This window comes from Pseudomonas sp. NPDC089395 (assembly GCF_044749525.1).
Taxonomy (GTDB): domain Bacteria; phylum Pseudomonadota; class Gammaproteobacteria; order Pseudomonadales; family Pseudomonadaceae; genus Aquipseudomonas.
The window spans coordinates 556,387-568,494 of sequence record NZ_JBIVID010000001.1 but is presented as its reverse complement, the minus strand read 5'-3'; the positions used below and the strand labels follow the sequence as shown (position 1 = coordinate 568,494).

14 protein-coding genes are annotated in these 12,108 nt (G+C 62.0%); 4 read left to right on the top strand and 10 right to left on the bottom strand.

The window, feature by feature from the left end; genetic code table 11:
• Positions 1 to 12: 12 nt before the first annotated feature.
• The gene (locus ACIPZG_RS02635) at positions 13 to 348 is read left to right on the top strand and encodes an ArsR/SmtB family transcription factor (RefSeq protein WP_400709897.1); all 336 of its coding nucleotides are present in this window, start codon (positions 13 to 15) and stop codon (positions 346 to 348) included.
• Between the two features lie 28 nt (positions 349 to 376).
• Here ACIPZG_RS02635 and ACIPZG_RS02630 read toward each other — a convergent pair whose 3' ends face one another.
• The 4 genes from ACIPZG_RS02630 to ACIPZG_RS02615 all read right to left on the bottom strand — a co-directional run bounded on the left by ACIPZG_RS02630 (position 377) and on the right by ACIPZG_RS02615 (position 3,943).
• Positions 377 to 997 (bottom strand): helix-turn-helix transcriptional regulator, encoded by a 621-nt coding sequence (locus ACIPZG_RS02630; protein ID WP_400709894.1) that lies wholly within the window; start codon positions 995 to 997, stop codon positions 377 to 379.
• Complete coding sequence (locus tag ACIPZG_RS02625) at positions 997 to 1,635, bottom strand: hypothetical protein (RefSeq protein WP_400709891.1); 639 nt, start codon at positions 1,633 to 1,635, stop codon at positions 997 to 999. Before ACIPZG_RS02625 ends, ACIPZG_RS02630 begins: the two co-directional genes overlap by 1 nt.
• Positions 1,636 to 1,786: 151 nt before the next feature.
• On the bottom strand, positions 1,787 to 3,424 hold the full coding sequence (mqo, locus tag ACIPZG_RS02620; protein WP_400709888.1) for a malate dehydrogenase (quinone): 1,638 nt from the start codon (positions 3,422 to 3,424) through the stop codon (positions 1,787 to 1,789).
• 327 nt (positions 3,425 to 3,751) lie between these two features.
• A complete protein-coding gene (locus ACIPZG_RS02615) occupies positions 3,752 to 3,943 on the bottom strand; it encodes a DUF4223 family protein (protein WP_008097338.1) in 192 nt (63 codons plus the stop codon).
• A gap of 176 nt (positions 3,944 to 4,119) precedes the next feature.
• Between ACIPZG_RS02615 and ACIPZG_RS02610 the strand changes: the two genes are divergently transcribed.
• From ACIPZG_RS02610 to ACIPZG_RS02600, 3 genes are all read left to right on the top strand, one after another.
• Positions 4,120 to 4,737: a LysE family transporter gene (locus ACIPZG_RS02610; RefSeq protein WP_008097339.1), complete on the top strand. Its 618-nt coding sequence runs from the start codon at positions 4,120 to 4,122 to the stop codon at positions 4,735 to 4,737.
• Positions 4,738 to 4,908: 171 nt separating this feature from the next.
• Positions 4,909 to 5,223 carry a type II toxin-antitoxin system RelE/ParE family toxin gene (locus ACIPZG_RS02605; RefSeq protein WP_400709885.1) on the top strand — a complete coding sequence of 105 codons (315 nt, stop codon included), beginning with the start codon at positions 4,909 to 4,911 and terminating at the stop codon, positions 5,221 to 5,223.
• Positions 5,213 to 5,572 carry an addiction module antidote protein gene (locus ACIPZG_RS02600; protein ID WP_400639335.1) on the top strand — a complete coding sequence of 120 codons (360 nt, stop codon included), beginning with the start codon at positions 5,213 to 5,215 and terminating at the stop codon, positions 5,570 to 5,572. The genes ACIPZG_RS02605 and ACIPZG_RS02600 overlap by 11 nt, the downstream gene beginning before the upstream one ends.
• A gap of 31 nt (positions 5,573 to 5,603) precedes the next feature.
• Here the strand turns inward: ACIPZG_RS02600 and ACIPZG_RS02595 are convergent, their stop codons facing one another.
• From ACIPZG_RS02595 to nicC, 6 genes are all read right to left on the bottom strand, one after another.
• Positions 5,604 to 6,896, bottom strand: a complete 1,293-nt coding sequence (locus ACIPZG_RS02595) for an OprD family porin (RefSeq protein WP_400709882.1) — start codon at positions 6,894 to 6,896, stop codon at positions 5,604 to 5,606.
• 136 nt (positions 6,897 to 7,032) lie between these two features.
• Positions 7,033 to 8,346, bottom strand: a complete 1,314-nt coding sequence (locus ACIPZG_RS02590) for an MFS transporter (protein WP_400709879.1) — start codon at positions 8,344 to 8,346, stop codon at positions 7,033 to 7,035.
• Positions 8,347 to 8,556: 210 nt separating this feature from the next.
• Positions 8,557 to 9,198, bottom strand: coding sequence for an N-carbamoylsarcosine amidohydrolase (locus ACIPZG_RS02585; protein ID WP_400709876.1), 642 nt, complete (start codon positions 9,196 to 9,198; stop codon positions 8,557 to 8,559).
• A gap of 14 nt (positions 9,199 to 9,212) precedes the next feature.
• The gene (locus ACIPZG_RS02580) at positions 9,213 to 9,965 is read right to left on the bottom strand and encodes a hypothetical protein (RefSeq protein WP_008097345.1); all 753 of its coding nucleotides are present in this window, start codon (positions 9,963 to 9,965) and stop codon (positions 9,213 to 9,215) included.
• Positions 9,966 to 9,978: 13 nt separating this feature from the next.
• On the bottom strand, positions 9,979 to 10,785 hold the full coding sequence (nicD, locus tag ACIPZG_RS02575) for an N-formylmaleamate deformylase (protein WP_400709873.1): 807 nt from the start codon (positions 10,783 to 10,785) through the stop codon (positions 9,979 to 9,981).
• Entirely contained in the window at positions 10,782 to 11,930 is a 1,149-nt protein-coding gene (gene nicC / locus ACIPZG_RS02570; RefSeq protein ID WP_400709870.1) for a 6-hydroxynicotinate 3-monooxygenase, read from the bottom strand. The genes nicD and nicC overlap by 4 nt, the downstream gene beginning before the upstream one ends.
• Between the last annotated feature and the right edge of the window lie 178 nt (positions 11,931 to 12,108).

Genomic DNA, 12,108 nt, shown 5'->3' with positions numbered 1-12,108 from the left:
CATATTCGAACTATGGCAATTTGTGAAACCCCCGTTATCATGGCGACCATGCGAGCCTACAAACATCCCAACCCCGAAGACCTGATCCTCGAGCGCGTGCTCTATGCGCTGAGCGACCCCGTGCGCCTTGAGATCGTGCGCCACCTGGCGGGCGTGACCGAAGCCAGCTGCGGTGAGCTGGACGGTGGCCGGCCGAAGTCGAGCATGTCGCACCATTTTCGCGTGTTGCGCGATGCGGGGCTGGTGCATACGCGCAATGTGGGGACCACCCATATGAATTCGCTGCGCAGTGAAATGCTCGACGGGCGGTTCCCTGGATTGCTGGCGTGCATCCTGCGACAGCAGTGATGGCTGCTCCCACAGGGATCGGGTTTTCTTATCGAGTGTCGTGCTTGCGCAGCGCGAAGCGGCAAACCTGGCCGCCACGCAGCATGCATTCCTGATGTTCCACCTCTCCCCCACCCAAGGCCCCGATCAGCGCAAGGTCCAGCTCGCAGACCACCGGGTGCGCCTTGGCCAGGTGATGAAACACGCAGTTGTGCGCAACGATCTGCGGTTCCCCGCCTGAGCGAAAGAACACTTCGGCTTCATACCCGGCTGCATTCATGTGCTGCACGATCTGCCCTTCATCGACCACCTCGGGCTGCAGGTCCTTGGCCAGCTTGCGCCCTAGTTGGCGCATCAGCGCCAGCAGCGCCGGCTCGCCCAGCAGGCCGGCGACTTCACCGATCAGCAGGTTGGCTAGCAGCGGGTACTGGCGGGGAAACAATTCACGGCCCTGCTCGGTCAGCTGGTGCAATTGCTCTGGGCGTCGGCCGGTAGGGCGTGTAGCACCCCGCATGACCAGCCCGTCGCGCTCCAGTGCGGCCAGGTGCTGACGCACGGCCGTGCGGGTGACGGACAGGGCCTGCGCCAGGTCGTCGATGCTCATGCCGGTTGGCTGACGCAACAACGCATGGAGCAGGTCCTGTTGGGTACGGCCCAGTCCTTCGAGCATCAGAACTTGTCCGGGAACTGCTTGACCAGCGCCGCGGCGAGGGCGTCGGACAAGGCCAGGATATGCTCGCGCATCATCGCCCAGGTGCGCGCCTCGCCCGTGTAGTCAGCGGCGGCCAACTGGTCGATCTGGGCAACGTGATGGCCACCGTGGGCGCTGAGCAGCGTGAGCAGGGTCGGCTCGGGCAAATAGGGGTTGGCCTTGGCCAGGAAAGCAGCGATGGCCTTGGCGTTGCTGGTCAGCTCATCGACGGCGGCCTGCTGGCCTTTCTTGTCTTTGCCCACAGTGGCATCGCTGTAGTGCTTGATCGCCCCCCAGTGACCGGCGAGCAACTTGAGCAATTGATCGGCGGCGGGCTTGCCGTAGAGCGGGGCGATGCTGTTGGCTATCTTGGTGGCGTCGGCGACGACTTCATTGGCGGCGACGGCAGACTGCTTGGCATTGCCGGCCTGGTTGGCGACAGCGTAGTTGCGGACCCAGAAAATGTGCTCGACCCACAGGTCGCGCAGAGCCAGGCGCGTGTTCAGTGCAGCGGATTCGGCGGGTTTGGCGGCGGGGGTTGCGGTGGAGTAGCTCGCGCTCCACGCCGGTTGGGCGCACAGGGCGAACAGCAGTAAGGCGGCAATCTTGAGGTTCATGACGGCACCCTCCTTGAGGGGATCGGCTGACAAGATAATTTAAGCATCAAAATATGTTTTTATTGGACTTGGGCTGAATTTCCGATCAGTGGTGGCAACAAAAAAGCCACGAGGTCACCCCCGTGGCTTTCGATCCCAACAAGGCAGCTGCTTACAGCGCCATGTCGTTCTCAGGTTTGCTCTCAACCGGCTGGCTGGCAGCAGTGCTGGTACCGACGCTCTGGTCGATGACCGGCGGCTTGGCCAGCTGCAGCACCTCAGCGGTGTAGTTCCACTCTTTCTGGGTAGCGGCAGCCGAATCATTCAGCTTGGTACCGTAGCTCGGCACGATCTCTTTGATCTTGGCCTGCCACTCCGGGGTCGCGACCTTCTCCTTGAACACGGTTTCCAGGACGGTCAGCATGATCGGTGCAGCGGTCGAAGCACCTGGCGATGCACCCAGCAGGCCGGCGATGGTGCGGTCCTGCGAGGCCACCACTTCGGTGCCCAGCTTCAGCACGCCGCCCTTCTCTTCGTCACGCTTGATGATCTGCACGCGCTGGCCGGCCTGCCACAGCTTCCAGTCTTCCTTCTTGGCGTTCGGGAAGTAGGTGCGCAGCGCTTCGAAACGGTCGTCGTCAGACTGCATCAGCTGACCGGCGAGGTATTCCACCAGCGGGTACTGGTCGATACCGACCTTGGCCATCGGCCACACGTTGTGCGGGGTGGTGCTTTTCAGCAGGTCCAGGTACGAGCCGTTCTTCAGGAACTTGGTCGAGAAGGTGGCGAATGGCCCGAACAGGATCACGCGCTTGCCATCGAGCACGCGGGTGTCCAGGTGCGGGACCGACATGGGTGGCGCGCCGGTCGAAGCAATGCCGTAGGCCTTGGCCATGTGCTGCATGGCCACGGTCGGGTTCTCGGTCACCAGGAACGAACCGCCAACCGGGAAGCCTGCGTATTCCTTGGCTTCAGGAATGCCCGACTTCTGCAGCAGCTTGAGCGCGCCGCCGCCGGCACCGATGAACAGGAACTTGGCGTCGGTGGCCGTTTCGGTACCGTCCTTCAGGTTCTTGTACTCGACGTGCCAGGAGCCGTCCTCGTTGCGGGTGATGTCCTGGACTTCGCTGGACAGCTGCAGATTGAAGTTGTCCTGGGTCTTCAGGTGGCCAACGAACTGGCGGGTGATCTCGCCGAAGTTGACGTCGGTGCCGATCGGCGACCAGGTCACGGCCAGCTTCTGGTTCGGGTCGCGGCCTTCCATCATCAGCGGGACCCACTTAGCGATCTGCGCGTGGTCCTCGGAGTACTGCATCGAGCGGAACAGCGGGCTGGCCTGCAGCGCGTCGTAACGCTTCTTGAGGAACTTGATGTTGTCATCGCCCCAGACGAAGCTCATGTGCGGGGTGGTGTTGATGAACGAATGCGGGTTCTTCAGCACACCCTGGCGCACTTGCCAGGCCCAGAACTGACGGGAAATCTGGAAGGATTCGTTGATGTCGATGGCTTTGGAGATGTTGACGTTGCCGTCTTTGTCTTGCGGGGTGTAGTTCAGCTCGGCCAGGGCGGAGTGGCCGGTGCCGGCGTTGTTCCAGCCGTTGGAGCTTTCTTCGGCGACGCCGTCCAGGCGCTCGACCATTTCCATCGACCAGCTTGGCTCCAGCTCGTGCAGCCACACAGCCAGGGTGGAGCTCATGATGCCGCCGCCGACCAGCAGCACATCGACTTTCTTGGTTTCTGCGGCATGTGCTTGCATGAAGCTCGCCGCAACAGCCAGACCCAGCAAGGTCTTGCCAGCTTTCTTGAACATTGATCAATTCCAGTCTGTAGAACGGAGGACGGGCCCGTGGCTGGCCCAGGTGTTTCATGTTCTTCCGCGCAGGCTTGTTGTGGTCATTGTTCAGCGGCCAGAGAAACAGAAAACGACCCAGGCTATTGTCGAATTGACCGACAGGGCTGAATCGTTTCGCTGATTGTATCTTAAATGCCAGCACAAACAAATTGCGTGGCCAGAGGCAAGACGGCAGGTTGTCCCAGCGGCAGGTTGTCACGCCCGAGAAACAAAAACCCCCGGGCATCTGCATGACCGGGGGTCTTGGATCAGGTCGCAAGCGACGCGATCAGGGTATCGCCAAGATTACTGCGGCTGAGGCAGTTTATCGATCGGGCCGCAGCCACCGATAACCTTGGAAATGGAAACCGAAGGGTGGAACAGGTAGTCGTACGAGCAGTTTTTCTGCTGGTTGTAGACTTGACCCGTGCAACCGGACAGCAGGGCAACGCCGGAAACGACAGCAACGGCGACGGTGGCCTTGAACAGCTTTTTCATTACTCAGTCCTTTAAATGAATCATCGGCCATCTTTCTGATGGCGGCGGGATGATACAGAACCGAAGCATTGGATCCAAGTTTCGTGGGCAATGGGCTTGATTGTTGAAAAGCAGGCCGGCGCAAACGATAGTTCCTGTCTGTGCCTTTGCTCTGCCCTACGACAGGAGTTCCCCCCATGCTCGGCGTCACCGACTACGGCGCGTTCGTCATTGCCTTCATCATCGTGCTGGCCATTCCCGGTCCGGGTAACTTCGCCCTGATCACCGCCACCGGCAAGGGCGGCATCAAGGCCGGCCTGGCCGCGACATGCGGGGTGATTCTCGGCGACCAGGTGCTGCTGTGGCTGGCGGTGGCGGGCGTTGCCACCCTGCTCGCGGCCTACCCTGCCGCCTTCCACGTCGTGCAGTGGGCGGGCGCTGCGTACCTGGCCTACCTCGGGCTGCGCATGCTGCTGAGCAAACCCGGTGGCGCCCCACGCGCCAGCCGCATGGACAACGGCCACTACCTGCGTCAGACCATGCTCATCACCCTGCTCAACCCCAAGGCGATCATGTTCTACATGGCGTTCTTCCCGCTGTTCGTCGACCCGGTGAAGCATCAGGGGCTGGTGACCTTCGGCTTTCTCGCCGCGACCGTGGCGGTGGTGACGTTCCTGTATGGATTGATCGCGGTGGTGCTGACCCACCACCTGGCCGAGCGCATGCGCGCCAATCCGCGTATTTCCAACCTGTTCGAACGTTTGGCGGGGGCATGCCTGGTGGGCTTTGGCATCAAGCTGGCGGCGATGCGCTGAACGACAGGCCGTGGCTTCGACCACGGCTTTCAACCCTGCCTTGGCCGAAACGCTGTAGGCCAATTCGTAAAATTGTCGGTTACCCCATCAAGTAATTGCTTGAGCATCTTAGTCACCCTAGCCTCGTTAGCCCCAGTCTGACAGGAAGTAGCTAGTAGGCTACAATCGACAATGACGAATGAGATCGGCAGCACGCCCGACTTCGATAAATGGCTCAATGGTGTCAACGACTCCATCGGCAAGGCTGCAATCCTTGGCCGTATCAGCCGAGCAGAATGCGGAAACTTTGGCGACACAGAGCCAGTGGGTGATGGTGTCAGCGAAATGCGTGTGTTCGTTGGGCCCGGTTACCGCATGTACTACGTACGAACGGGTCAAACCCGCTATCTGATGCTCTACGGCAGTGACAAAACTGACCAAGGCAGAGGCATCAAACGAGCAAAGGAAATCCTGGACAACCTGCGAGGTGGAAAAGATGAGCGATAAATACAGCCATGAAGAAATGCCAATCCTCGATCTGGACCTGAGCAACACGCAGCGCTTTGAAGCTTCCCGCTTTCTCGATAGCCCTGAAACCATTGCTGCCTTCTTGGCAGAAGCACTGAAAACCAACGACACACACGTCCTGATGCATGCAATGGGGGAAGTGGCAAAGGCGAGAGGCGTAAACAAGCTCGCTCAGGACGCAGGCGTCAATCGCGAGTCTCTCTACAAGACCTTCAAGGGAGGCAGCAAGACACGCTTTGATACCATCCAGAAGCTTATGCTGGCCTTGGGTGTAGAGCTGACCGTAAAACCGCTGGCTGACCCGGTTCTTTCGCCTGCGACCAAATAGCCGCGCTCACCTGCGAGTCAGCCAGCCCTCATCAGAACAACTTGACCGTATAACTCAGGATCAAGCGGTTCTCGTCGATGTCGGTCCGATAGTTCGAGCGGGCCATCACATTGCGCACCCGCACCCCCAACCCTGCCAGGGGGCCGCTCTGCACCACGTAGGCAAGGTCCAGGTCGCGCTCCCGGTCACGCCCTTCGAAACCCAGGCCGGTCTCGACGTCGCGCCCCTTTACATAGCGCAGGGTCGAGGTCAGCCCCGGGATCCCCAGCGCGACGAAGTTGTAGTCGTGCCGCACCTGCCACGAGCGCTCCCCCGTCGCCGAGAATTCATAGGTGGGCAGCGTATTGCCCATCGGGTTGGTGTTGGCACCGACCTGGATGAACCCGTCGTCCCCGCCGATCTGCTGATACCCCACATAGAAGGTGTGCCCACCGGTCTTCGCCGAGAACAGGCTGAACAGCGCATGGTTGTCGTAATTACCAGCGATCTGCCGACCATCCTCCTGGGCAACGAAGTAGCCGGCATTCACCCCCAGCGTCCAGTCACCCACCGGCTGGGCGTGCTTGAGGCTGTAAAAGCGCTGCTGGTAGATATCTTCCAGTTGCGCCTGCCACACGCCGACACTGGTGCGGTTGTCGTTGAAGGCATAGTCGGCGCCGACATAGTTGAAGCGGTCACTGGTGAACCGCGCCAGCCGCGCCGGATTGATCGGGTCGTTGACCAGCGCATACATCTTCTGGCTGTTGGACGAATCACGCAGGCTGGTCGACCGGAACTGCCCCGCGCTCAGGGTCAACCCGGGGAACTCGCGGGACTCGAGCATCGCGCCCTGGTAGGTCGGCGGCAGCAGGCGCAGGTCGCTGAACAACAGCACGGGCAGGTTAGGCATCAACTCGCCCACTTTCAGTTCGGTGCGGGAAGCCTTGAACTTGATCGCTGCGCCCATGCGGCTGTATTCGTCTGCCGACTTGCCGCTTTCAAGGCTGGGCAACAACCCCGACTTGGCATGCTCCGGGCTGCTGTCGAGCTTGAGACCGAGCAGACCGATGACGTCGACACCCATGCCGATCATGCCCGGGGTATAGCCGGAGGTGGCATTGAAGATGAAGCCCTGGGCCCACTCCTGGGTACGCGACTGGGTACTCGGGCCTTTGATATCGGCATAGTCACGACTGAAAAAGTAATTGCGTGCTTGCAGCGTAGCGCTGGCGCCCGCGATGAAACCTGGCTCTTCGGCCGTCGCCTCGGCGCACAGGGCGGCGGCGATGCAGCCACCGGCCAGGCGAGCGGTCGGGGAATAACGCTGTGGCATGTAACCGAGCATGAAAGCAACTCCTGGATGCGGGCAACAGCAGCCCGCCGCGGCGGCCCAGGGGCCATCCTCGTCGGGTTGCGTTGAAAGGGATCGGCAGGCGAGCTAGGTGCCCGCCTGCGCTGCCGTCAAAAGAAGCGCTGGACCGTTAACGGTTGACCAGCTTTGCCGGCAAGGCGATGACCAGGAAGCAGCTGAGCAGCAGGCACAGGGCAAACACCCACAAGGCCGCGTGGGAGGTGCCGGTCAGATCGGTGACCATGCCCATCAGCGAGTTGCTCACCAGCCCCGCGATATTGGCCACCGAGCACGCGAGGGCAAAACCGGTAGCGGCCGCGGTGCCCTTGAGGAAGGTCGCCGGCAGGCTGAAGAACACCGGCACCGCACCGATGATCGCCGCCGAGGCGATCGCAAACAGCACCACCGTCATCACCAGGTTCTGGCTGAACAGGGTGCTGCTGGCCATGGCGATCGCGCCGATGATGAACGGCACGATGATGTGCCAGCGGCGTTCGCGATGCCGGTCGGAACTGGCACCGATCATCAACATGCCAGCCAACGCCGCCAGGCTCGGAATCGCCGTGAGCAGGCCGATGTGGAAGGTATCGCTGACACCCGCGTCGCGAATGAAGGTCGGCATCCAGAAGCCCATGGCATAGGCGCTGAGCAGGATCGAGAAATCGATGCCACCGAGCATCCACACCTTGAGGTTGAAGAAGCCATCGCGGAAGCTGTGCTTGCTCTCCTTGCCCTCGGCATCGTCGGCGGCCAGGTCCGCTGCCAGCTGCGCCTTGTCGTCATTCGACAGCCATTTCGCCTGCTGGAAATTGTTCGGCAGCGCCCAGAACGTCAGGATGCCCAGCAGCACGCTGGGGATCGCCTCCAGCAGGAACAGCCACTGCCAGCCATGCAGGCCGTGTACCTGGTCGAAGTGGCCCATGATCCAGCCAGAGATCGGCCCGCCAATCACGCTCGACAGCGGCAGCCCGATCATGAACAGGGCAATGATGCGCCCGCGTCGGTAGGTCGGGTACCACATGGTCAGGTAGAACAGCACACCCGGCAGGAAGCCCGCTTCAGCCGCGCCGAGCAAAAAGCGCAGGATGTAGAACTGCGTGGTGCTGGTGACGAACATGGTGCAGGCCGAGAGCAGGCCCCAGGTGATCATGATGCGGGCGATCCAAAGCTTGGCGCCGACACGCTGCAGGATCAGGTTGCTCGGGACCTCGAAGATGATGTAACCGACGAAGAACAGCCCGGCCCCCAGGCCATAGGCCGCGGTGCTGAATTGCAGGTCTTCGAGCATCTGCAGCTTGGCGAAGCCGACATTGATGCGGTCCAGATAGGCTGCGAGGTAGCAGAAACACAGGAAGGGGATGAGCTTCCAGGTGATCCTGCGGTAAAGCGCTTGAGTACCCCGGTCGACTTCAACGTGGACCGCGGTTGCATTCGCAATTGGCATTTCCTGTCTCCTGGCGGGCGACTTTGTGGTTGTTTTAAGGCCAGCAGTTTTCGACGCTCTGGGCGCGCCGCGCACTATACGCGGCACGCCTGGGGGGCGTCACAAGACCCCGAGTGCTCCTGCGGGGCGACCGCCTGGACAGCGGACGGTCATGGAACGGGCTTCCCGCGCCGTTACTTGATTGTTATGGGTGCAAGGTGACCGGTTGATTCAGTTCTCCAGGCGTTGAAGCTGCTCCATGGCCTCCTGCCGGCTGACGACATCGCCGTACTTGCTGTCGATGTCGAACAGGTTGGCTTCATGGGGATCGTTGTGGCGATCACCGACACATTCGCGCACCACGATGGTTCGGAAACCGTGCTGCAGGGCATCCACCGCACTGGCGCGGATGCAGCCACTGGTGGAGCAGCCGGCCAGCACCACGGTATCGACGCCTTGTGCATGCAGCAGCGAGGCCAGGCTGGTACCGAAGAAGGCGCTGGCGTACTGCTTGCTGAGCACCACTTCATCCGCCCGTGGCACCACGGCCTCGCAGAATGCCGCCAGCGAGTTGCCTTCGACCATGTCCTTCATCACCGGCGCCTTGCGCACCCACACGCCGCCGTCGGCGAAGTGCGGGGCCTGGTAGCGGATGTTGGTATGGACCACCAGCGTCCCGCAGTCTCGGGCCAGGGCCAGCAGGCCGGCGGCCTGCTCGACGGCCGTCACCACGCCGGGAGCGTAGAGCGGCGCACCAGGGGTGGTGTAGCCCTGCATGAAGTCGATCATCAGCAGGGCCGCCTTGCGGCCGAAGCCGATGCGCTGGCCCCATACGCCCTGGTAGTTGTCGCTGGCGCTTTGTGCGTCGCTCATGTTCGTCTCCCGATTCAGTAAGCGCCCGACAGCAATGCGCCAGCGCCTGGAACCACCGGTTCCAGGTCCAGCGCCTTGAGCATGGCGTAGGTGGTGGCGATGGCGGCGGTGACCACCGGCTTGCCGGTTTGCGCCTCGACCTTGGCGACCGCCGGCAGCGATTGCATCTGCACGCAAGCCGAAAGCACCACCACATCGACGCCTTCAAGGTTCATGCCGGCGACGATGCCCGGCAGGTTGGCCGGGTCGTGGCGGGCCACGGCGAGGTTGTCGGGGATTTCCAGCGCGCGCCAGTCCTGCACTTCGAAGCCTTCCTCGCGGATGTAGTTGACCACAAGTTCGGTCAACGGCTTCATGTAGGGCGCGACGATGGCGATGCGCTTGGCCTTCATCACATGCAGGGCCTCCACCAGCGCACCCGCACTGGTGATCACCGGCGCCAGCGCGTCGTTGTCAGCGGTGGCTTTCTGCAGTCGTTTCTCCGACTGACGGTGATAACCCAGCCCCATGGCCATGATCGCCACCAGGCAGGCATAGCCGAGCACGTCAACCTTCGCGTCGGACAACTCCACCGCGCAGCGGTCGGACTCGCCATCCATCGCTGCCAGTTCTTCCTTCTTCACCTGCTTCATGCGCATGCGGCTGGAGTGGAAGGTGAAGCGTTCCGGGCGGATCGCCTGGCGCGCCAGGAGCATCGCCGGGATCTCGGTTTCCATGGTGGTGTTCGAGCTCGGCACGATCTGGCCGATCCGGTAAATCTTGCTCATGTGTTGTGCTCCGTCAGTCGAAGGTGTGGTCGAGGAAATCACCAAAGGCGGCGAAGAAGCCTTCGAGGTCATCCCAGGGGATCATGTGGCCGGCGTTGTCGACCTGCGCGACCTGGATGTCCGGCTTGAGCTCGCGGATTTCGGCGATGTCCTGGGACCGGATCACGCCGCCCCGCCCGGCCACCATCAGCAGTGCGGGCTGGCGCACGCGGGGCAGGTCCTGATGGATGTCCACCTGGTGGAAATCGTTGAAGGCACGCACGATCGCCGGCTCATGGCAGGTGTGCAGCCACTCGGCGCGCAGGGCCAGTTGCTCATCGGTCCAGGTCGCGCAGAAGGCGCGCATGTCATCGCCGCTCATGCCAACGGTGGCCTGGCGAATCGAGTCGACGTACCACGGCAGCTTGCTCGGGTACTCGCGCCGACCAGGCCCGGACACCGGTGGGTCGACCAGCACCAGGCGCTGCAGCCCTGGTGCGCCTTGGGCAGCGGCGCGGATGGCGAAACGTGCCCCCATCGAGTGGCCGACCAGGTGATAGCGCTCCAGGCCCAGCGCCGCCGCGAAGGCCGGAATGTCCGCCGCGCAGGCATCGGTGCCGTAGTCCAGCTCAGGGCCGCTCGAAGACAGGCCGCGGCCACGCACATCCAGCACATAGGTGTCGAAGTGCTGACCAAGGCGCTCGGCGACGAACCCCCAGGTGATCGCTGGGCTGGTGATGCCCGGCACCAGGATCAGCGCATGGCCTTTGCCGCCGTAGCGCAGGTAATGCTGGCGGATGCCGTTGGCGCTGACGTTACCGCCGGCGACGAAGGTGCTCATGCCGCCTCCCCGCTTTTCAGTTCCTGGCCGTAGAGGTCATAGCCATAAACCCAGGCCGGGTCTTCCTGGTTGTAGAGGAAGGTGTTGGCGTTGGATACCGCCTGCACCCGCGATGCGCGTTCCTTGCGGTTGGCCTCGTACAGCGCGAAGGCGGTGCGGTGGTCGGACAGTCCGGTCTCTTGCAGGCAGCGGGTCAGCATCGCCGCATCTTCGATCGCCATGCACGCGCCTTGCGCCATGTGCGGTTTCATCGGGTGGCAGGCGTCGCCCAGCAGCACCAGGCGGCCACGGCTCCACAGCGGCAGCGGGTTGCGGTTGCGCAGCGGCCACTTGGTAATCGATTCGGTGGCGCCGATCAGCTTCTGCACGGTGGGGTGGTAACCCTCGAAGGCCGCACGCATTTCTTCCTGGCTGCTGTCGACGAAGGCGCCCTGGAAGTCCCAGGCCTCGTGCGGTACGCCGGTGACGAAGTAGTACTCGTCGCGCTTGCCAGTGGTGTAGTAGACCATCATGTGGCGGTCTTCGGTCCACCACTTCACGCAGTCCTCGAACACGTCGGCATGCTGGGCCAGGTGTTCGCCGCGGATCAGCGCACGGTGGGCGACCCAGCCGCTGTAGATCGGCGCTTCGACACCCAGCAGCTCTTCGCGGATCTTGGAGTGGATGCCGTCCGCGCCAATGACGATATCGGCCACGGTGTGGGTACCGTCGGCGAAGTCCAGGCGCACCTGGTCGCCCTCATCGACAATCTTTTCCAGGCGCTTGCCGAAGTGCACGGTGCCCGGCTTGATCGCATCGATCTGCAGTGCGTGCAGGTCGCCGCGGTGAATGGTGATGTACGAGGCGCCGTACTCACGGCGGGCGAACTCACCGAGCGGGATGCGCGACAGGTAGTCGCCCGTGTTGCCGTCGCGGCTGAACCAGAAGTCCGGATGCGAGCTCATCAGCTCCAGCTTCTGCTCCAGCCCCATGCGGCGGAAGATCTTCATCACGTTGGGGCCGATATGGATACCCGCGCCAAGGCGGGTGAATTCCGGTGCCTGCTCGTACACGTCGACCTCGAAGCCGGCCTGTTGCAACAGTGTGGCGGCTGCTGCACCACCAAGACCTGCACCGACGATTGCGATTTTCTGCCTGCCCCGCATAGGTATATCCCCTCTTGTTCTGTGATGTGGTCAGCGGTTCGATCACCTGACGATTTAGAGTGTATACGCTGTATTTTTTTAATTGGAAGGGCATGACTCAAATATTTTCAAACAACTGATCGAATGTAACAAACGGCCTTGTGTAACCGATTTATCTAGGGCTTGTGTGAAATGGTAA